Annotated in this window: 22 protein-coding genes and 1 riboswitch; of the genes, 4 read left to right on the forward strand and 18 right to left on the reverse strand. The window is 42.2% G+C overall.

Annotation, left to right across the window (positions count from 1 at the left end):
- Positions 1-66 precede the first annotated feature (66 nt).
- The gene (locus BAE31_RS12000) at positions 67-831 is read right to left on the reverse strand and encodes a transporter substrate-binding domain-containing protein (protein WP_024423857.1); all 765 of its coding nucleotides are present in this window, start codon (positions 829-831) and stop codon (positions 67-69) included.
- Between the two features lie 519 nt (positions 832-1,350).
- Between BAE31_RS12000 and BAE31_RS12005 the strand changes: the two genes are divergently transcribed.
- Both BAE31_RS12005 and BAE31_RS19700 read left to right on the forward strand, forming a co-directional pair.
- Complete coding sequence (locus BAE31_RS12005) at positions 1,351-2,436, forward strand: Rap family tetratricopeptide repeat protein (RefSeq protein ID WP_041108330.1); 1,086 nt, start codon at positions 1,351-1,353, stop codon at positions 2,434-2,436.
- 19 nt (positions 2,437-2,455) lie between these two features.
- Positions 2,456-2,596 (forward strand): hypothetical protein, encoded by a 141-nt coding sequence (locus BAE31_RS19700; RefSeq protein WP_170871298.1) that lies wholly within the window; start codon positions 2,456-2,458, stop codon positions 2,594-2,596.
- A 44-nt stretch (positions 2,597-2,640) separates the two neighbouring features.
- On the opposite strand, the gene ywaC is transcribed toward BAE31_RS19700, so the two are convergent.
- The 5 genes from ywaC to BAE31_RS12030 form a co-directional block, all read right to left on the reverse strand.
- Positions 2,641-3,273, reverse strand: a complete 633-nt coding sequence (ywaC, locus tag BAE31_RS12010; RefSeq protein ID WP_025093809.1) for a GTP pyrophosphokinase YwaC — start codon at positions 3,271-3,273, stop codon at positions 2,641-2,643.
- 95 nt (positions 3,274-3,368) lie between these two features.
- The gene (locus BAE31_RS12015) at positions 3,369-4,382 is read right to left on the reverse strand and encodes an ABC transporter permease (RefSeq protein WP_041108333.1); all 1,014 of its coding nucleotides are present in this window, start codon (positions 4,380-4,382) and stop codon (positions 3,369-3,371) included.
- Positions 4,379-5,875 (reverse strand): sugar ABC transporter ATP-binding protein, encoded by a 1,497-nt coding sequence (locus tag BAE31_RS12020; protein WP_076840515.1) that lies wholly within the window; start codon positions 5,873-5,875, stop codon positions 4,379-4,381. The genes BAE31_RS12015 and BAE31_RS12020 overlap by 4 nt, the downstream gene beginning before the upstream one ends.
- Positions 5,876-5,944: 69 nt before the next feature.
- The gene (locus BAE31_RS12025) at positions 5,945-7,063 is read right to left on the reverse strand and encodes a sugar ABC transporter substrate-binding protein (RefSeq protein ID WP_041108337.1); all 1,119 of its coding nucleotides are present in this window, start codon (positions 7,061-7,063) and stop codon (positions 5,945-5,947) included.
- A 170-nt stretch (positions 7,064-7,233) separates the two neighbouring features.
- Positions 7,234-7,343, reverse strand: a riboswitch (SAM riboswitch).
- Between the two features lie 97 nt (positions 7,344-7,440).
- The gene (locus tag BAE31_RS12030) at positions 7,441-8,868 is read right to left on the reverse strand and encodes a right-handed parallel beta-helix repeat-containing protein (protein WP_076840516.1); all 1,428 of its coding nucleotides are present in this window, start codon (positions 8,866-8,868) and stop codon (positions 7,441-7,443) included.
- A gap of 368 nt (positions 8,869-9,236) precedes the next feature.
- Here BAE31_RS12030 and BAE31_RS12035 point away from each other — a divergent pair, with 368 nt between their 5' ends.
- Positions 9,237-10,328 carry a branched-chain amino acid aminotransferase gene (locus BAE31_RS12035; protein ID WP_024426445.1) on the forward strand — a complete coding sequence of 364 codons (1,092 nt, stop codon included), beginning with the start codon at positions 9,237-9,239 and terminating at the stop codon, positions 10,326-10,328.
- A gap of 317 nt (positions 10,329-10,645) precedes the next feature.
- On the opposite strand, the gene BAE31_RS12045 is transcribed toward BAE31_RS12035, so the two are convergent.
- The 12 genes from BAE31_RS12045 to BAE31_RS19705 all read right to left on the reverse strand — a co-directional run bounded on the left by BAE31_RS12045 (position 10,646) and on the right by BAE31_RS19705 (position 20,127).
- Positions 10,646-11,044, reverse strand: a complete 399-nt coding sequence (locus tag BAE31_RS12045; RefSeq protein WP_076840517.1) for a hypothetical protein — start codon at positions 11,042-11,044, stop codon at positions 10,646-10,648.
- Positions 11,045-11,162: 118 nt separating this feature from the next.
- Positions 11,163-12,491 (reverse strand): 6-phospho-beta-glucosidase, encoded by a 1,329-nt coding sequence (locus BAE31_RS12050; RefSeq protein WP_076840518.1) that lies wholly within the window; start codon positions 12,489-12,491, stop codon positions 11,163-11,165.
- Positions 12,488-12,814 (reverse strand): PTS lactose/cellobiose transporter subunit IIA, encoded by a 327-nt coding sequence (locus tag BAE31_RS12055; protein ID WP_024427495.1) that lies wholly within the window; start codon positions 12,812-12,814, stop codon positions 12,488-12,490. The genes BAE31_RS12050 and BAE31_RS12055 overlap by 4 nt, the downstream gene beginning before the upstream one ends.
- Positions 12,815-12,840: 26 nt before the next feature.
- Positions 12,841-14,190 (reverse strand): PTS cellobiose transporter subunit IIC, encoded by a 1,350-nt coding sequence (celB, locus tag BAE31_RS12060; RefSeq protein ID WP_024423868.1) that lies wholly within the window; start codon positions 14,188-14,190, stop codon positions 12,841-12,843.
- Positions 14,191-14,204: 14 nt separating this feature from the next.
- On the reverse strand, positions 14,205-14,510 hold the full coding sequence (locus BAE31_RS12065; protein WP_003214824.1) for a PTS sugar transporter subunit IIB: 306 nt from the start codon (positions 14,508-14,510) through the stop codon (positions 14,205-14,207).
- 122 nt (positions 14,511-14,632) lie between these two features.
- A complete protein-coding gene (locus tag BAE31_RS12070) occupies positions 14,633-16,576 on the reverse strand; it encodes a BglG family transcription antiterminator (RefSeq protein ID WP_076840519.1) in 1,944 nt (647 codons plus the stop codon).
- Between the two features lie 349 nt (positions 16,577-16,925).
- The gene (locus BAE31_RS19935; RefSeq protein ID WP_223251037.1) at positions 16,926-17,039 is read right to left on the reverse strand and encodes a hypothetical protein; all 114 of its coding nucleotides are present in this window, start codon (positions 17,037-17,039) and stop codon (positions 16,926-16,928) included.
- Positions 17,040-17,121: 82 nt separating this feature from the next.
- Complete coding sequence (gene gdhA, locus BAE31_RS12075; protein ID WP_048237796.1) at positions 17,122-18,492, reverse strand: NADP-specific glutamate dehydrogenase; 1,371 nt, start codon at positions 18,490-18,492, stop codon at positions 17,122-17,124.
- A 311-nt stretch (positions 18,493-18,803) separates the two neighbouring features.
- Positions 18,804-19,016 carry a hypothetical protein gene (locus tag BAE31_RS12080; RefSeq protein WP_041108354.1) on the reverse strand — a complete coding sequence of 71 codons (213 nt, stop codon included), beginning with the start codon at positions 19,014-19,016 and terminating at the stop codon, positions 18,804-18,806.
- The gene (locus BAE31_RS12085) at positions 19,013-19,324 is read right to left on the reverse strand and encodes a YxlC family protein (RefSeq protein WP_076840520.1); all 312 of its coding nucleotides are present in this window, start codon (positions 19,322-19,324) and stop codon (positions 19,013-19,015) included. Before BAE31_RS12085 ends, BAE31_RS12080 begins: the two co-directional genes overlap by 4 nt.
- The gene (sigY, locus tag BAE31_RS12090; RefSeq protein ID WP_076840521.1) at positions 19,321-19,854 is read right to left on the reverse strand and encodes an RNA polymerase sigma factor SigY; all 534 of its coding nucleotides are present in this window, start codon (positions 19,852-19,854) and stop codon (positions 19,321-19,323) included. The genes BAE31_RS12085 and sigY overlap by 4 nt, the downstream gene beginning before the upstream one ends.
- A 132-nt stretch (positions 19,855-19,986) precedes the next feature.
- The gene (locus BAE31_RS19705) at positions 19,987-20,127 is read right to left on the reverse strand and encodes a hypothetical protein (RefSeq protein ID WP_170871299.1); all 141 of its coding nucleotides are present in this window, start codon (positions 20,125-20,127) and stop codon (positions 19,987-19,989) included.
- A gap of 177 nt (positions 20,128-20,304) precedes the next feature.
- Here BAE31_RS19705 and BAE31_RS12095 point away from each other — a divergent pair, with 177 nt between their 5' ends.
- Positions 20,305-21,342 (forward strand): pectate lyase family protein, encoded by a 1,038-nt coding sequence (locus tag BAE31_RS12095; protein ID WP_076840632.1) that lies wholly within the window; start codon positions 20,305-20,307, stop codon positions 21,340-21,342.
- Positions 21,343-21,349 lie beyond the last annotated feature (7 nt).

Raw genomic sequence — 21,349 nt, forward strand, 5'->3', positions numbered from 1 at the left:
CTCCCTCCCTAATTCACATACGGCTGACACATAAAGAAAGCGCGCTCGGAGCGCGCCTCGCTTGTGTTATGACTTCAAATATTTATCAATAATTTTGTCATATTCACCGTTTTTCTTTAGGTTCTCAAGGCCTTTATTGATCTTCTTCAATAGGTCTTGGTTTTTCCCCTTCATGACAGAGATACCATACTGGTCTCCATTCAAGCGGTCTCCAACTGTTTTCAATTTTAAATCTTGTTGTGCGATCGCATACGTAATGACAGGATAATCCTCAATTAAGGCATCTGCATTTCCGTTTGATACTTCCTGGAACATAGATGGGCTGTCATTAAATTGAACGACTTCATACCCATATTTATCAGCGTTATCAGATGCGAATTTTGCACCAGTCGTCCCGTTTTTAACAGCTAGCTTTTTCCCCTTTAAATCATTAATAGATTTGATGCTGCTGTCCTTTTTCACAACAACTGTCAGTCCAGCGTCGAAGTAAGGATCTGAGAAATCTACTTTCTTCTTACGCTCATCTGTAATACTCATTCCGCCCATTCCAACATCAAGCTGTCCTGCCTGCATCGCTGGAATGATGCCTGAGAAGTCCATGGCTTCAAGCTTCACTTTGAAACCTTGGTCTTTCGCGATTGCATTAATTAAATCAACGTCTATCCCTTCATATTTACCGCCCTTTTCAAATTCAAATGGCGGATAAGTTGTATCTATCCCAATTTTATATGTGCCTTTGCCTTCTCCCGAACCACTGTCCGATTTTGATCCACAGGCTGCCATGACAAGCACAACAATTAGTCCCATGATCAATAACATCGATTTCTTCATAAAACACGACCCCCATTGTCAGTTTTGTCTAAATATTCGCAATAACAATAATACTATACCACGCTAAATCTATAGTGTGTGATATTTTTTATCAATACCAAAGATCCATACAATTCTAGATCAATAGTCTCTTTAAATTTTACTTTTTTGCGAATAACTCATTTTATTCTAAAAGAAGAGTGATTCACAATTATGATGTGAGATAATCTCACAAAAAACGAGTCAGCGCCTTGATAAATGAAGTTTCTCCCTTGCATACGAAAGCAAACTCAACAACTTCTTTCCTCTCTTTATTGATATTGTAATATATTTTTTTCAAAACCCTCTTTTTACCTAAAAATATGTAAGCGTATACAAAAAGAGCAGTGGCTCCCTATTTCTTTCACTACTGGTTGAATTTACATCAAAAAACATGTTTTACAAACTGCACGAGAGAGCTTAAAATATAAGAAGATACTGGAATATGGGAAGTTGATTCAGAAGAACGGTTACTGATAGATGAAGAAAGGAGGATATGAATTGGCAGAAGCAGGTGTTTTGTCGTCCGTTGATGTAGCGAATATGCTCAATGATTGGTATGTCATGATGAAAAAAAGAGAGATACAAGGTGCTATCCAGTTAAAAGAAGACATTCTTCAAGCGTTTGATCGAATGGAAGAAAATCAAGACGTCTTACTTTACTATCAACTGCTAGAGTACCGTTTTAAAGATCTAATAGAAGATACAGCTTCGTTAGATCATAGTCTTTTTGTTGATGAAAATGCCATCCGTACGGATGATATGCTCAGCTATTATTTCTATTTCTTTAAAGGGATGTATGAAATGCGCAGAGGCAATCAGGATACGGCATTTCACCATTTAAAATTGGCCGAGGATAAATTAGATCTCGTGCACGATGACATTGAAAAAGCCGAATTTCATTATAAAACAGGGTGTCTTTACTATAATATTAGATCCACGCTTCTCTCCATTCACCACTTAAAGATGGCTTCATCTATTTACGACGCAGATCCATGTTATGTGAAAAAATCAATCAGCTGTCAAATGATGCTTGCTTTGAATTATGCGGATCAGTCGAAATATGATGAGTCAGAATCGCTGTTCGAAGAAGTCATTCATTCACTAGAACAGATGGATGATCCAGATTTACTTGGACATGCCTATTGCAATGCAGCCTTTATTAAAAGTCTAAGAAATGAATACAGTGAAGCTGTGCCACTCCTAGAAAAGGCTTTAATGATAGAATCATTCGAAACTTCTTCTCCAGGCGGCTATTTACTTGCCATGTACGCCTACACAAAAGCACTATTTAAGCTGAAAAAGCCAGGTTTGTTCCACTATTATGTACAGCTTTCACTTCAAAAAGCAGAAAATTTAAAACAACGAAACATTTCACTTAAATTATCCATTTTAGAAACACTTATGATTCAGCCAGACAACATGATTGAGCAAATCAAGGATTATTGCGATCAATTAGAATCAATGAATTTCCTTGTTGACCTTGAAGCTATTTGTCAGGATGCAGCAGCTTACTTAACGGATCTTGGGCTTCATGAAGAATCCTCTTATTTTAGAAACAAGGCGTTGTCCTTGAAAACTTGTTAAGAAAATGGAGTGATGTATGATGAAGAATTGGCTCATCACAAGTGCGATTTTAACCCTCTTGATAACAGGTGTTTCTGTTGGTACTTCCATTCAAAAAGACAGTCAATCTGCACAATCTCAAGATATTATTCAAAAGAGAGACCGTGGAACCAACCCTTAATATGAAAAAAGCAGCTGTGATCAAAACAGCTGCTTTTTGATGTGCTAATCAATTTCTCGTTTAATATTCTGCATTTTTTCATCTAAGTAATGGGCAATATCTGCGGCTTCCTTCAGTTCATCAGTCAGCTGATGAGGAACATCGTTTTGCAGTTTATAATAGATTTTATGCTCTAGACTCGCCCAAAAATCCATCGCAATGGTCCGCACCTGAATCTCAACCTTCACATGCTCCACACGATTTGTTAAGTAGACAGGTATCTCAACAATTAAATGAAGGCTTCTGTAGCCATTTGGTTTTGGATGTTGAATGTAGTCCTTCACTTCAAGGATCTTTAAATCCTCTCTTTGCCTCAATACATCCATAATGTTATAGATATCTTGAATAAAAGAACAGATGATGCGGACACCTGCAATATCATGGATATGCTCCTTGGCACATTGTGTCGTGATGTCGCATCCTTTTCTTGCTAGTTTATTCACTATGCTTTCAAAGGATTTAATTCGTGATTTTGTATGCTCTATTGGGTTGTGTCCATGGATTAAATTATACTCCTGGCTGATAATTGAAAACTTTGTATCCATTTCATCTAATGCAAATTTATATACTAATAGTTCATTTTTCCAGTCTTCCATGACATTTTTCAAATCTTCTACATGAGTTGCTGACATATTCATTTTCTTTTTGTCATCTCCTTTTGGGAAACGGCAGCTGCACCGCTTTCCGTTTACTAGACGGAGAGAGGACTCGAATGGTTTTAAAAAATACGCAGTTAGCCTCGTTGTTTGTAATATGTCAGCGCCAGCGCAAGGGCCAGCACAGAGCCTTTCACAATATCCATTGCATAATAAGGGACAGACATCATCACAAGCCCATTTTGTAAGATACCGATGAGTACAGCTCCGATAAAAGTGCCAAATGCGTTTGGTTTACCTGCTCCCATGACGGAAAAGCCGATAAAAGCAGCCGCTACTCCATCCATTAAATATGGTGCACCCGCATTAATTTCTGCTGTCATGACCCTTGATGCCAGTACGATACCGCCGATCGCTGCAAATAACGCAGAAAGCAGATAGGCCGCAATTTTGTATTTGTTCACATGTATGCCAGACAATCGAGCCGCTTCCTTATTCCCACCGATGATGTACATGAATCGGCCGTGCTTTGTGTAGGTCATGAAAACATGCGCAAATAGTACAATGACAGCCATAATAAGAATGATATATGGCACCTGTCCAATTTTGCTGAAAAAGGCAGGAATCGTTCCCGTTGAGAACGTGCCATCGGGAAGCACCATATTTTCAGAAATAGTCGCCCCTTTCGTATACGTTTGAGCCAGCCCTTGAATGATAAACATCATGGCTAATGTCATGAGCATATCTGGAATTTTCATTTTGACGATCATCCATGCATTTAGCAAACCAACAATGATAGAAGCTGCTAGTGCAGAGAGGATTGCAATCAGTGGGTTTTGCGAGAACCATACGAACATAGAAATGACAATCGCATTAGATAGCGTAGCGACTGATCCAACTGATAAATCAAAGCCGTTTACTGCCAATGAGATGGTTAAACCCACCGCAATGATGGTCACTATTGAGATAGATCGTAGAATATTGATGATATTTCCTGATTGCAAAAACGCTGGATTCGATGCCGCAAATACCACAATCAACACGACAATGGTTAAGATTGTGCCATATTGATAAAAGAAATCAAACAGATGAAAGGATGGCCGCTGTTTTTTGATTTGCTGCACAGGGGCTGGAATTTGTTGTTCGCTCATGATTGTCCTCCTGTTGAATGATATAAAAGCTCCTCTTCAGTCGTCGGTGCGGTCATTTCCCGGGCAATGCTGCCATCATATAGCACGTATACTCGGTCTGCGATACCTGCAATCTCTGACAGCTCACTCGACGCATAAATGACAGATTTTCCGCGGGCAGCAAGCTCTGCAATCAGAGTAAAAATATCTTTTTTCGCTCCAACGTCTACACCTTTGGTTGGTTCATCAAAGAGATACACATCTGCCTCAGCCAGTAGCCATTTTCCGATGGCAACCTTTTGCTGATTTCCACCAGATAGGTGCTTCACCTTTGCTTCAAGCGAAGGCGTTTTGACACCAAGCCGTTTGACGATGTCGCCTGCTTCCCGTTTTTCCTTCGAACGATGTAAGAAGCTGAATATCCGTGAAAATGAGTGAAGACTTGCAGCCGTTAAGTTCCACCCCACGCTCTCTTCGGTCAGGATCCCTTCTTTTCTCCGCTCTTCCGGCACAAGAGCCATTCCAGCTCTCACCGCTTGATGAGGCGATGTGATGCGAATGGTTTGACCATGAAGCTGCACGGTCCCCGTCTTTTTTACTGAGGCACCGAAAAGGGCTTTGCACAATTCTGTTTTACCAGCACCGACAAGTCCTGCGATCCCGAGAATTTCTCCTTTTTTGACATAAAAGTGAATGTTGTTTAATTTATGTTGATCGTTTAGCTCTTTCACTTCAAGCACTATAGGTGCATCTTTCAGTGGCCTGCGAGACGGGAATTGCTCCTCTAATGGGGCACCTAGCATTTCTTCAATGACCTGCTGCGGATTTGTGTCTTTGACAAGGTGAGCTGCGACATCCGTTCCATTTCGCATCACAGTCAGTTCATCACAGATGGTGAAAATTTCAGGCATGCGGTGAGAAATAAACACGATCCCCGTCCCATGCTGTTTCAACCGATCAATCATTGAGAATAATTTGCTTGTTTCTGCATGACTAAGCGGAGCCGTTGGTTCATCTAAGATTAAAATGCTGCATTTAATGGAAACGGCCTTGGCAATGAGCACCATCTGTTTTTCAGCAAGGGTCAGATCGCTGACAAGTCGTTTTGTGGAAATGTCGATGTCCATTTCTTTTAATAGCTGAGCCGCCCTGCGATGCAGCTCTTTCCAGCTGACAAATGTTTTTTTCTCAATTTCATGCATCATCATATTCTCACCAACACTTAAGTAGGGAACAAGCGCCGTATCCACTTCTTGATGGACCGTCTGCACACCATATGAGGATGCATCCTTTGGGGTTTGAATGGTTGCCGCCTGGCCATTGATGTGGATGGTCCCGTCGAAGTGGGAATGAGCGCCAGAAAGAACCTTCATTAACGTTGACTTCCCAGCACCATTTGCTCCAATCAGTGCATGGACCGTCCCTTTTTTTAATGTGAAATTTACTTGATCTAACGCTTTGACCCCTGGGAATTCAATTGAAATATTTTTCATACGAACAAGCGGCGCTGTCATTGGTGTCCTCCTTCTCTTGATATCATCTGAAAAACGAAACACCCTCTATGAAAAGAGAGTGCACGTCACTTATTTTGTATAATGCTTCTTCAAGGTCTTCATCCAATCTTCCTCAAAAGCAGTCGATGAACCGAATCCCTTCACTTCGTCTGCAAGATTGACCATGTTAATGGCTTTTCCTGCTTGCTGAAGCTGCTTTTGCGAGATGAGAGAGGCCTCAAGGTCATAGGAAGATGGTGTTTTCTCACCAGCTATTTTCTTCGCAAGAATCCTCACGTCGACTGCACCGATGAGCTTCGGATCAACCGCTGCTGTGTACTTCCACGGACTGTCCTTCGCCGTCATTTCTTGAAGATCCGCATTTGATACATCAATCCCATAAATCTTCACTTCTGTTCTTCCTGCTTCCTTTAACGCTCTTGCTGCCCCAATCGCAAAGGCATCCCATGTGGCAAAAATAGCGTCCAGCTTGCCCTTTGGATACTTATTCAGCATGGCTGCTACTGCATTTTGCGTTTGAACAGACGTATCAGAGGAGGCAATACCAAAGCGGTCAAGCTCCTTGATCCCTGAATGTTGTTTAAGCGTTTCTTGATAGACCTTATTTCGTCTCACCATTGGTGGGAATCCATCTACCCACAGGTATGCAATATTTGCTTTTCCTTTAAAATCAGACACGAGCGCATCTAATGATTTTTTCGCTAATTGTTCGTCATCCTGAGATGTCACTGTGACCCCTTTGATGTCCTTCAGCTTAGGATTCGAATCAAATGCTACAACTGGAATGCCTTTCGCTGTGATCTTTTTCACATCAGCGACTGTCGCCTCGTCGTCCCCGTGAGAGATGATAAAGCCATCGTAATTTTCTTCAAGCGCCTGAGAGATGGCATCATGGAACTTCGCTGTATCTCCATTTGCTGTGTAGACATCTACCTTAAAGCCTAGTGCCTCACCTTCTGCCTTCGTTCCAGCTAAAAATTGAGCTGTATGATCGTCTCCTCCAATTTTGCGGATGACTTTAATTTTTGCCCCCTGTCCCTTTGCAAATCGCTTCGGTACATTATCAAAGGAAACCTTTTCGTTCGTATTTGCCTTTGAACCTGCACTTGATCCGGTGCCGCATCCAGTTAACAGGACGGTCAATGCCGTTAATAAGACAAGAAATGATGTAAAATGCTTACGCTTCATTGCTGTTCCTCCTCGAGTTGTTTTTATTTTTCACATCGGAAAACTAGGTAAAAAAGTGGAAATACGCCTGTAAAACAGGCATTTGATTCGAAAAAGAGACGAAAAAAAGCCTCTCTTGGAAAGAGAGGCTTGATCACCGTTGCATGAAACATGTATCGGGAAGTCTTCCTCTCTTATCTGTCAAAGCTGTAACAGCTTTGCAGGAATTAGCACCAATTTCTAAAATAGAAACGGTTGCTGGGCGTCATAGGGCCAGTCCCTCTGCCTCTCTTGATAAGAGATCCGTTATGAAATTTGTTTTCGTTGAAATGTCTTCTTTACTTTAATGTGATGTCACATCAATGTCAATGACTTTTTTGAAAATTTCTAAAATATCATCAGCTTCCGATGATTTTCTTCGCAGGTGATGATTTCTTCAGACGGAAATCATATTTTTTCTCATTCACAAATTGTGGGTTGAGATGTGCTGATCCTTTATCTTGACCGCTTTTAGAAAGATACGTTTTGTAGCCTTCCATCCATTTCCCGCGCCATACCCACTGTGATGCTTTCGCACCTTTGCGGTCATCATAAACGTTCTTCTGGAAGGTATTCTTTTGGTTCACTTGATAAAGATTCACGACTAAGTAATGCGAGGCACTAGCTGTCATGATATTATTCGTGATTCGATTGTTCACTGCTTGATATTGCATCAGCAATTGACCGCCTTCTAAGCCGGCTGTGTCATTTTTGTACAAAGTATTATGTGAAATCGTCGTATGGGTTGTACCGCCCCGCTTCTTATCATAGCCGCCAATAGAAATGCCTGTATAACGGTTTAAATATACTTGATTGTGTTCGATACGGATACGGTCCGCCATTTTTCCTTTATGTTCGCTTGTGACTTCAATCCCCAGGTCGTTGTGATGTGAGATGTTATGATCGATCACAATGTCTTTTCCGCCATCAACATAAATTCCGCCAGCGGAGATGTCGCTGCCATAGGCTGGGTTCCCTGCACTCGTAATTTCATATACTTTGTTTCTAGAGACGACCCCATTTCTAACTTGATCATACTTTTTAGAGGGTGCTACGTTCTCAAAACCAATTAAATCAATGCCAATATTATCAGTGTGCCGGACCGTGTTATGTGTCACACGGAACTTTTTGACGTTTCCATTTAGCACAAGCGCTTCACTGAAGCCCAGCTTTAATTTTTCAACGGTATTTCCTTTGATTTCAATGTCTTCAATCGCTGCAGGAGCTTTTGTCCCATAGACAGCAATTCCATGTGCATTTCCATTTTTATGTTTCGTCTGAATATCATACACTCGGTTATTAAGCAATTTGACGCCTTTACCGCTTCCTTTGATGAAAATACCAACTGGTGTCAAATCTTCTTTATTCGTCTTAAGGTGTCCTACAGTCAGGCCTTTGAGGGTGATGTAGCTCTTTTGATCGATCGTGACAAGACCTCCATCGGCTTGATTTCCTTTTAGGGAAGCCCCGCTAATCACAGGTTTTTCCTTTCCGTAAGCTTGAAAGACAACGGGTGCTTTCTTTGTTCCTGAATGGCGGACAATCAATTTTTCTTTGTATGTACCGCCTCTCATGTAAATGGTTGCCCCAGCCTTCGCCATACTTGCTGCTTTTTTCAGCGTGCGGAAAGGTTTTTGCTTTGTTCCCGGGTTTTTGTCGCTTCCGTTTACCGCTACGTAATAGGCTGTGCTTTGCTTAGCGCCAGCCTCATCTGTCACCGCCTGACAGCCAAAGCTGATCACGGTCATGAATAAAATGAGTAAAATGCCTGGTATCGCTCGTTTCATCTTGTTGTTTGCTCCTTTCTCTTCTCTTCTTCCTTTATCGGTTAAAAAAAAGAGGATTAAAATATGACGATGTCCCTTGCAATGTACTAGTCAAAAGGTGTATGGTTGAAAGAATATCTTACAGGAAAACCATTCGTTTTTAAATTGTCAGATTAATCAGTTAATAATGCATTTGGATTTTATTTCTTTTTTAAAAAGGGGTGACAGGAGTCAAACTGACAGCAGAGAAAAGGAAAGCGCTTTAACAGATTTTTCTTGTCTGAATTCCAGAAAACCTATTGCTAATATTTTGTGAAGGTATAGAATAGAATCATAATTATTTCATATTATTAGAATTTTCAAATAATCAAACAGCAAGGAGATTTACAATGCCAAAACAACCCATCCGCGTTGAACTTAGTTCAACAAAAAAACCAAAACCTCAATCTGATCAACTTGAATTCGGAAAAATCTTCACAGATCACATGTTTGTGATGGATTATTCAGTTGATAAAGGCTGGTACGATCCAAGAATTATCCCTTATCAGGCCATTCCAATGGATCCAGCTTCGATGGTCTACCATTATGGTCAATCTGTTTTTGAAGGCTTGAAGGCTTATGTTTCTGAGGATCAAAAAATTCTCTTATTCCGTCCGGAAAAAAACATGGAGCGCTTAAACAGATCCAATGACCGCCTGTGTATTCCGCAAATTGATACAGAAACAGTATTAGAGGGCTTAAATGAACTCATTCGTATTGATAAGGATTGGGTACCTGATGCAGAGGGCACTTCCTTGTATATTCGTCCATTCATTATTTCCACTGAGCCGTATTTAGGCGTTGCACCGTCTAGCACGTATAAGCTGCTGATTATCTTATCCCCAGTGGGATCATACTATAAAGAAGGCATTCATCCGGTCAAAATTGCAGTTGAAAATGAGTTTGTCCGTGCCGTTAAGGGTGGAACAGGAAATGCCAAAACAGCTGGAAACTATGCCTCAAGCCTTAAAGCACAGCAAGTTGCTGAAACGAAAGGATTTTCACAGGTTCTTTGGCTTGATGGGGTCGAGAAAAAATACATTGAAGAAGTCGGCAGCATGAATATCTTCTTTAAAATCAATGGAGAAATCGTGACGCCTGAATTGAACGGCAGCATTTTAGAAGGCATCACACGTAACTCTGTACTTGAACTGTTAAAGCATTGGGGAATTCCAGTAACAGAGCGCAAAATTTCAATTGATGAGTTAATTGAAGCACATCAATCTGGCGAGCTTGAAGAAATTTTCGGAACTGGAACGGCAGCCGTGATCTCTCCTGTCGGGGAATTAATTTATCATGATCAGCCATATGTGATCCAAAATGGTCAAACAGGCGAAGTATCCAAGAAATTGTATGAGGCCATTACTGGCATTCAAAAAGGGACACAGCCAGACATCTTTGGCTGGACAGTTGAAGTTGACTCAGTCGTCAAGCAAGCATAAGCATATAAAAAGAACCTTTCTATCATGAAGGGTTCCTTTTTGTTTAATTACCTCTCTTTTACCCCTTATAATGGTAAATATACATAAATAAGGAGAGTGATGGTATGTTTTTTACTTATCTACTAGCGTTCTTTGGAATCTGCATCGGATCGATGATCGTCGCCACTGGTTTCGACGATTCACCGTTCCTCACCCGGTTTTTATTTAAGGCTCTTGGAATCTCTATCCTTGCTCTTTCCATCTCTTTTGTAAAGGTCCGACGAAAGAAGTTACAGAAAAAAAGGCGAAATAGACTTAGTTGACCTGTCTGCTTCCCATCAAATCGTGCACCAAAACAAGACCGACACCCCAACAACCGCCCCTGCGTATATCCACTGTTTTCTTTTGATGCTCCGCTTTTTTTCCATCAGTAAAAAGATCTCTGGCAAAAAGATGATCATGATTTCTAGGATAAAGACAAGATAATAAACAAGCGGCATTGGCTGGAAATCAAATTTTCTTGCATCTCCTCCAATCGTTGCAAAATACATCAACAGATTGGTCACCGGAATGGTAAAACAAACGAGCAGGCGGAGAACATAGATCCACACATATTCCTTATGCCGAATGAGGCCAACAAACGAAGCAATAAGGCCATACAAAAACAAGATCACTGTACCATAACTCATGACAGGCTGTACGACAAACCCGTAAAGCATTAAACCAATTGCAACCATATTCCAACAGTCCTTTCTTTGAAGCCATACATGCTGTTATTTCTAATCATACACTTCTTTCTCCAGTTTCCATATGGGGCAATCATAAAAAATGACCCCATAAAGGGGCCATTATGTGTTAAGCATTGACTGATTTGAAGAATTGCGGTAAATGCTCACGATGCGCTTCGAGCATTTCGTCTAAAATTTGCTTTGCAATGTCGTCAGATGGGACGAGCGGGTTGATGGTCATCGCCACAAGAGCCGTCTCGTAATCTCCAGTCACAGCCGCTTCTGCTGCCACACGCTCGAATGATTTGATTTGTTGAACGAGTCCTCTTACAGCTACAGGCAGATCACCTATCGCGATTGGTTTTGGTCCGTCCTTCGTAATGATACAGTTTACTTCAACCGCTGATTCAGCCGGAATGCTGGCAATCGCCCCTCTGTTCACTGTATTGACTGGTTGAATGTCGTGCTTATCATTATAGATGGAGCTGATTAAGTTACAGGCCGCATCGCTGTAATAGGCCCCGCCTCTTTTTTCAAGCTGCGGTGGTTTAATCGACAAATCAGGATCTTTATAGAGCTCAAATAATTCCTGCTCGACCTGCTGTACGACCTCTGCTCGTGTTCCTTTCTCTTGAGCCGCCTTTTGCTCTTCTTCCAGCATATCTTTCGTTTTATAGTAATAGCGGTGATACGGACATGGGATGACCCCTAATCCTTTCACAAAAGAAGGCTCCCAGTTTTTCGCTTCAATGTTTTTCATGGACCACTGGCTGTTCGGATTTCCTAGTTCATCAAGCACTTGATCCATAATGCTGACCCCGTCTAAATATACGTCTAATCCATAGACCATGTGATTGAGACCAGCAAACTGTACTTCGATGCGTTCAACGTCCACATCAAGCGCTTTGGCAATCCCCATTTTGATCCCAATCGGCACATTGCATAGACCGACCACTTTTTTTAGATTCGTGTAGCGTAAAACAGCTTCTGTGACCATGCCCGCTGGATTTGTAAAGTTCACAAGCCATGCGTCTGGGCAAAGCTCTTCCATATCCTTCACAATGTCTAGTATGACTGGGATGGTCCGAAGGCCTTTAAATAAACCGCCTGGTCCGTTCGTTTCCTGACCGATGACGCCGTATTTAAGCGGTATTCTCTCATCCTTTGCCCGTGCTTCCAACAGTCCTACACGAAATTGTGTCGTCACAAAATCTGCGTCCTTCAAGGCCTCCCGGCGATCAAGAGTCAGGTGTACCTCAATCGGCAGACCCGCTTTTTCAACCATACGTTTCGCCAGAGCGCCCACGATGTTTAACTTTTCCTGACCCGCTTTAATATCCACAAGCCATAATTCCTTTACAGGCAATTCTTGATATCGTTTAATAAACCCTTCGACGAGCTCAGGCGTATAGCTCGATCCACCGCCTATTGTGACAATTTTGATTCCTTCTTTCATGAATTGACACCTCCGAGTTGCTTCATTTTTTCATGGAGCTCGATGATTTCTGCTGCGAGCTCCTTGACGGTCATTGCGTTCATGAGATGATCCTGCGCATGAATCATTAAGAGACTAATATCCGTCTTTTCGCCCCTGATTTCTCCTTGGATCAGCTCTGTCTGTGCGTGATGCGCCTCATTTAACGCGTCTTGTGCGTCCTGCAATTTTTGCTTCGCCTCATCAAAGTTTCCCTGTTTTGCACATGTAATGGCCTCCATCGCGGAGCTTCTGCCATTTCCGCCGTGCAGGATGAGTTGAAACACAATTTGTTCCATTTCCATCGGCCGCATCCCCCTTGTTTCCTCTATTACATGCTGACGACATTTTCATCAGTTGATGCTTTTGTTTCTAGCTCACTTTCTTCCTTCAATTTCTGCTTATCCCACATTCTAAAGAATGGGTAGTATAGAGCAAATGACAGCGCAAGGTTAATCAGCTGCATGACAGCACCAGAGATTTTGCCTCCTGTGGCGAGATAGCCTGAAATGATTGGCGGCATGGTCCATGGAACAGCGATCCCGGCTGGTTTTGCCACAAGCCCTGTGCTCATTCCGATATATGTGGTGATGATCATCATGATTGGCGTAAGGATAAACGGAATGAGGAGCATTGGGTTCATGACAATCGGCATTCCAAAAATGATCGGTTCGTTGATGTTAAAGATGGCTGGCCCAATGGCAAGGCGGCCAAGCTGTTTCATTTGTTTACTTCTGGCGCGTAAGATCATGGTCAGCACCAAAGCAAGCGTTGCTCCGCTTCCGCCGACGTTGATGAAGATTTCAAAGAACTGCGCTGTGAAAATATTCGGCAGTACTTCTCCTGCTTGGAATGCAAGACGATTCTCATCCATTGCACCGAGCCAAATTGGCCCCATGACGCCGCCGACAATAGTTGCTCCGTGAATACCACATGCCCAGAGGAGCATTTGCACACCCATCGCAACGATACTGCCGCCTAAGCTGCCACCAAGAATCGATAGCGGTGTGCCAATTAAGACCGTGATAATATTATGAATACTCTCAAAAGGTGTCATCTCAATCACAAGTCTAGCGACCCAGATCAGGGTGATGACCACAAAACCTGGAATAAGTGCAATAAACGATTTACTGACTGCTGGCGGTACACCATCAGGCATTTTGATGACGATGTTCCGCTGTACAATGAAGCGGTAAATTTCGGTTGAAAGCATGGCAATAATCATGGCAACGAATAAACCTTTACTGCCCATCAGTGTGACAGGAATTCCCCCGCCTACTAGGATAGCTTCTGTTGAGCCTTCAGGTGTGAAAGGTACTTGATATGGAGTAGCCAAAAGGAAAGCCGCAACAGCGATCGCACCAGATGATAGTGCATCAACGGCATACTTTTCAGCGAGCCTGTAAGCAATCCCGAAGGTCGCAACAAGTGCCATAATGTCAAAGGTTGCATTCACAGGATAGGATAGTTTCGTGGCCCATTCTGCTCCGAAGATACTTGCCATAAAATCGCTGTATCCTGGGATCGGAAGGTTGGCTAAAATGAGAAACAGTGAACCGACAATAATGAGAGGCATCGTTAAAACAATTCCGTCACGCAATGCTTGTAAATGTCTTTGAGCGGCAATCTTCCCTGCAAACGGCATGACCTTCTCTTCTAGAAATCGGTTGAATCCATTCATCCCCTCCGCCCCCTTTATCCGTTCACTAACTGTTCAGCAGATTTTAAAACCTCAGCGCCATTACATACGCCATAATGCACAGTATTAATCACGTCTACTGGGATTCCTTTTTCTTCTCCGAGCTTTTTCATTTGCGGTAATAAATATCGAACCTGAGGTCCTAATAAAAGCACATCGGCTTGATCAATATGATTTTTCGCAGAATCTCCAGATACTGCCCAAATACGATAATCTTTTCCTTGTTCTTGTGCGCTTTTCTCCATTTTTGTGACAAGTAAGCTTGTAGACATACCTGCTGCGCAAACCAATAAGATGTTCATGTGTAAACGCCCCCTTTTCAAAGTGTGAAGCTATTCTTTACACATTCATCATATTATGAAACCGCTTTCATAAACACCCATACTTTTTCCTTTAGGAAGCGGAAAAAGTTAATATCACACAGTTAGTTCTTGTACGAAGGAGCCTTTTTATACATGATATCAAGCATGTCTTCAAATGTATCACAGGCGATCAGGTGCTGAATGAATTTCACATTATGCACAAGCTCCCCCAGCAGGCGGTACATGCCTTTTAAATCTTTGGCATTCTCTTTTTCGACACAAAGCAGGCAGACAAATTGAACCTTTTTCTCTCCCCAAATGATTGGTTTTTCTAATGTACATATCGCCCAAAACGTCTCATCTGTCAGCGGCGTCATCGGGTGCGGAATCGCTGTATAATGTCCGAAAGAGGTAGGCGCAGCCTCTTCTCTTTCCATGACAGATGGTGTGAGCTCAGCTGGCGCTAAGCCCATATCGATGACTTTTTGTGTTAAAAAGGTGATGATCTCTTCCTTTGTTTGAAAGGCGCGTTTTGTAAAAACCAATTCCTTTTTCATATATTGAGAGGCCAATGTCACCCTTGTTTCACTCGTCAGGGCTTCTTCAATTTTTAAAAAATCACCGCCTCCCAAAATGGTGTTCACTTGAATGACTGGAACCGGTAAATCCATATGAATTGGGATCGTTGTAATAATCAAATCCAAGGCATGCAAAGAGACATGCGGAAGCGAATACAGCTCTGCTGTTCCTAAAATGGTCAGCTTTGACCCAAATTGTGACCGCAAACGATCCTGCAGCAGCCTTGCACTCCCTGCACCAGACGCACAGACAATGAGACACCGCTTCGGCGGGATCTCCATTTTCCTCCGCTCTAATGCCGCACCAAAATGAAGCGCCATATATCCGATTTCATTCTCATGAATACTCAGCCCCTCCTCTTCTTCAAGGACCCTGCTGGCGATAATCCCCGCTTCAAATGCAAGGGGATACCCCGCTTTTATTTCATCAAGCATCGGATTTCTTAAGTTCATTCCATATTTACATCGGTTGATGGCAGGCTTTAAGTGCAGACTGAGTCCAATCATTAGTTCCGTATCACCTGCTAAATCAAGCTGCAGTTTTTGATCAATAGCCTTCAGCATGAGCTGTACAAGCCGGCTCGTGTCATCATCTACAATTTGTTTTTGGCCGCTCGAGGAAAAGGACTGTACCATTTTGGCTGTTCCTAGCAAATGAATGGTGATATAGACGATTTCCTCTTGTGGAAATGAGACATCCAGCAGCCCTTCAAGACGCTCCACCATTTTTTTAGCGACCTTATATTCCTTTGCCCGGGGAATTTCGCTGATTTCCTCTGGAAGAACAGATACATAGTTTCCGTGTCTAATTCGTTTGCAGGCAATGGCGACATGAACGATTAAATTATTCATGCAAATGTCTGATAGATTCATACCTTCCTCATTGATATAATTGATCATTGTTTTCTGGATCAATTCGAGTTCATGCTTTGGCAAAATGGTAACAGCTGTGTTCAGCATCGTTTGATAAGAACGACGTTCATTGAATAAATATTCTGACATACAATAACGGATTTTCATCTCTGATCCCTTGATTCGGCAGCCTTTGCTCGGCTTCGCTTCCAGCTTCAGATCAAAGGGCTCCAGCTTACGTTTGACCGATTTCACATCGTTGCTCATCGTTGATTTACTAATAAACAGCTGCTCCTGTAAATCCTCCAGCTTCACATAAGATTCTGCCAAAAGAAGCCTTTTTAAAATAAACCGAACACGCTCCTCTGGCAGCACAGCAAGCGGCTCTTCCTGCTCGACCTCCTCCTTCATAAAACGGCGAAAGGCATTCTCATCGTTGATCAGCAGCTCATAACCAGCTCCTCTAACAGCCGTTACTGCCGCTCGATAAGGGGCAAGACGGTCGTTCAGTTCTTTTATGTCTGTACGAATGGTGCGGCTTGTCACTTGTAAACTGGCAGAAAGTGCAGCGCTTGTGAGCGGGGTCTCAGCTGCCATGAGCTGACTTAAGATGTGCGCCAGTCTTTTACTCAGCATCAGATCGGCCTCCTTATGTAGGGGTGGAGAATCTGCCTTGTCTGGACAGGTTGTATACGCTTGCAGTTCTCTTCATTACTCATATTCTACTGAAAAGAAATAAAAATTGCCAACTCATTTATATGACAAATGCCCCTATTTATACAACTAACCATATCTAATGTCCTATGAATCTTTTTTGAAGATGCTTTCGAAAACCACGAAAAAAAGGCGTACACCATCGTGTACCCGCCTTTTTTATGAAGAGATCAGCTGGGTAAAGACAACCAATCTTTTTTCATGCGTACCTGCTGCATGATCAAATGTCCCTGTACACAGGCTCTGTATGTTTGCATAAAAAAAAGCCGGATTATCCGGCTGATACGTTACGACGTTTAGATGCTTTTCGCTCTTTATATATTTTTCTCACCAATGGATAAATCACAGGTGCCCATTTGACAATTTGTTTCAGCCATTTTTTCATTTCTCCCGCGCCTCCTTATTGTCATTCTTAAAGGACGATTCCCCATCTTGTCATGAAATAAACAGGTGCGGGAGAGCAGGAGTTAAATCACGCCTTGTGCGATCATGGCATCTGCCACCTTACGAAATCCTGCAATATTTGCTCCAACCATGATGTTTCCTGAGTGTCCATATTCGTCTGCTGTCTCTGTACACTGACGATAAATAGACTGCATCATTTGTTTCAGCTGAGCATCTACTTCTTCAAATGTCCAAGATATTCTTGCACTGTTTTGTGCCATTTCCAATGCTGAGACACCTACTCCGCCAGCATTCGCCGCTTTTGCCGGGGCAAACAAAATACAATTCTCTTCAAATACTTTGACCGCCTTAAGAGTGGACGGCATATTGGCTCCTTCTCCTACAGCGATGACACCATTTGCCACAAGCTGCTGTGCATGCGCCTCTGATATTTCATTTTGTGTTGCACATGGCAGCGCAATATCACAAGGAACGGACCAAATTTGTTCGCAATCTTCAATTAATTCAGCATGCGGGTGAATGTCTATGTATGCCCCAATCCGCTGATTCTCGACTTCCTTGAGCTGCTTGATGGTCTCAAGCGAAATTCCTTGAGGATCATAAATCGCTCCGCTTGAATCACTGCAAGCAACAACCTTACCGCCTAATTCGATTACCTTTTCCATTGCATAAATAGACACATTTCCTGAGCCCGACACAACAACAGAACGTCCTTCAAATTGGAGCCCATGTGCTTTCAGCATTTCCTCCATGAAGTACACCAGTCCGTAGCCTGTCGCCTCTTTTCTCGCTAAGCTGCCTCCGAATCCAGGGCTTTTCCCTGTGAGTACACCCGCTTCATAAGCACCGCGCATTTTCTTGTATTGTCCGAACATATAGCCAATTTCGCGTGCTCCTACACCAATATCACCTGCTGGCACATCTTGATCAGGTCCAATATATCGGCCGAGTTCACTCATAAAGCTTTGAACGAAACGCATGATTTCTCCATCAGACTTCCCTTTAGGATCAAAATCCGATCCGCCTTTCCCTCCGCCAATCGGCATACCAGTCAGTGCGTTTTTAAAGATTTGTTCAAACCCTAAAAACTTGATAATGCTTGCATTGACGGTTGGATGGAAACGAATGCCTCCTTTATAAGGACCGATGGCACTATTGAATTGAACCCTAAACCCTCGATTGACTTGTACTTTGCCCTCATCGTCTACCCATGGCACTCGAAATACCACAAGCCGCTCAGGCTCAATGAGCCGTTCTAAAATGCCTTGTTTTTCATACTCTGGATGCTTTGCAAAAACTGGGACGAGTGATTCCAGAATTTCTTTTACGGCTTGCTGGAATTCCTCTTCTCCGGGATTTCGTTTTTCCACCTCTTCTAACACACGGTGGATGTAGCTTTGTGCTGTTTGTGCTGCTCGATCTAAGGTCAACATGTCGCATCTGCCTCCTTGTAGATATCTTCACACATTTAATTGTTAGATTTTCTAACGCATATTGAGACTAATTTAACACCAATTGTAAAATCTGATCAATATTGATAACAGATGAAAATGATGCCGAATTGAGATAGATCAAGCAGCCGCAGCGATTGTCATTAAAAATAAGCGCTCAAGGAATGACTAATGTGCTAGAAACGAACGAGCGAATATTTATCGTCCCGTTTTCTTTGACAAATACATGAATCATGATGAATTTCTAGCTGGTTTTCTAACGAAAAAAAGGTCAAAAGTTTGATCGGATGCACTCAATCTTTTCGGGGCTTCCCGCCTCTTTTTCGATCAGGTAACACAACACAAAGCCAATATAAAATAGAAGACGATGGAAAGTTAATGAGACCGACAATGCCCCAAAACCACTTGTAACGCCCTCTTTTCTTTGCATCCATAAATAAAAGAAAGCCCTGTGCAAACAATAACGGCAAGACGCACAATAAGATGATCATTTCCGACTGACTCATAAGGAAGACCCTCCTTTGATATGTTGATATTCCTTGTAGCCAACAACAAAGCAGATGGGGACGCTCACTATTTGGAGAAGTATGAAGATGATAGGCAAATGGGTAATGGCAGCTGCAAAGAGTGCCAGAATGGTCAAACTGATCAGAATGTATGCCAGTACTTCTTGTTTAAAACGCCTTTTCTCTTGTTCCTTCGCCTGTTTCAGCATCACCATGACAGCCTGCTCACTTGGCTTTTCCACTTCAATTTGTTCGTCTAGCTGCCGCAGCTCTTCTTTTAAACGTTCGGTCAAACGATCTTCCTTCATAAATCCCACTCCTTTCGAATTTTCTTTAATCCATGATGAACCCTCGATTTCACAGTGCCTTCTCTCATTCCGAGCATTGACGCAATTTCTGGATAGGTAAAGCCATAATAATAGTGCAGAATAATCGGTGCTCTCTCCTGTGCCTTTAGTTCATTTAAAGCATCCCACAAGTCATGCCATGTGTTCCCCTTTTGCTGAACTTCCCATTTAAAGCGGCGTATGGTCTCCTGATTCGCTTTTCCTTCTCTCATTTGTTCACGTTTTCTTTTCTTCTGGTGATCTAAAAATTGCCTAGATGCAATCGAAATGAGCCATGTTGAAAATAAGGCATCTCCTCTAAATGAAGAAAGTTTCATATACGCTTTCAGCATCGTTTCTTGCATGATTTCCTCTGCCAGCTCTTGCTGAAGGGTCAGCTTCAACATATATCGGTAAAGAAAGGAATAGTGATGCCGATAAAGGGCTGTAAACGCGGCATCATCTCCCTGTTTTGCCCGCTGAATCAATAATGACTCTTCTGTCTGCTCCAAACACGTCCCTCCTTTCTTTTCTTCTCTTATTCATGAGACGACACGGATGACAATATCGTTTAAAATAGACCTGATTTTTTAGCATATCTACTATGATTCTCATTTTATATCCAATTTTTTCTTATGTAATGATTATGGCATTCCTTCTTCTCTAACAAAATGATGCGTTTTGATTTTCTTCCAAACGGAGAGCCTTCTCTCCATAATCATGATGTCATCCTCATACCTATCGACAATGGTCCTTATCTCATGAAGATGAAATAAAATAATCATTGGCTTAGCTTCCTAGAAAATCATGGAATACGCTGCGCCTATCCTTAGCCGATGATACCTTTTTGCATGCTATGCTCTTCCTACATTCCGAATGAGGCGATGCTTGTGAAGGAAGGAGGATTGGTTGAATCACAGCTTATTTTGGAAACGTTTTCATTAAAACAAAATAGAATGGAGATGTTGACTTTGAAGAGAAAAGTTCCAATGTTAGCCAGTGTATTAGCTGTCGGTCTCGTCACTTCATTATTTGCACCAAACGGGGAGGCAAAGGCAGCAGCCAAATATCCAGAAAGCCCTTCTATTATGGCCAACTTTAATCAACAAGGCTTCTCCACATTAAATGGCGGCACAACAGGCGGTGAAGGCGGTAAAACTGTGACAGTCAAATCTGGAAATGAATTATTGGCTGCCCTCAAAAATAAAGGAACAAATGAAAAATTAAAAATTGTTGTCGACGGGACGATTACCCCCTCTAATACATCAGCCAATAAAATCGATGTGAAAGATACGAATAATGTCTCGATTGTCGGTAAAGGGACGAACGGCGAATTGAATGGCATTGGCATTAAAGTATGGCGTGCCAATAACATCATCATCCGCAACTTGAAAATCCACCACAGCAAAATCGGTGACAAAGATGCGATCGGGATCGAAGGCGGTTCTAAAAACATATGGGTCGACCATAATGAACTGTACAACACATTGAATTCTGGGAAGGATGACTACGATGGTTTATTTGATGTGAAAAATGACTCTGACTATATTACTTTCTCGTGGAACTATGTACATGACAGCTGGAAGACAATGCTTATGGGCAGCTCCGATAACGATAACTACAATCGAAAAATTACGTTCCACAACAACCGCTTTGAAAACCTGAACTCTCGAGTACCGTCTATGCGCTTCGGGGAAGGACATGTCTATAACAACTATTATAAAGGCATCTTGGCAACAGCGATTAACTCACGTATGGGCGCAAAGATGAGAATTGAACACAACGTATTTGAAAACACCAATAATGCCATTGGAAGCTGGGACAGCCGTCAAGTTGGAACATGGCATGTCATCAACAACTCTTATATTAACAGCACAGGCAGTCTGCCAACATCTTCAACAGGTACGTATAACCCTCCTTATAACTACTCTTTGCTTAACGTGAACAATGTGAAATCAGAAGTGATCTCAAATGCAGGTGTTGGTAAAGTAAACCCTTAAACCACAA

The sequence above is a fragment of the Bacillus sp. I-2 genome (genome assembly GCF_001974945.1).
Classification (GTDB): domain Bacteria; phylum Bacillota; class Bacilli; order Bacillales; family Bacillaceae; genus Bacillus; species Bacillus safensis.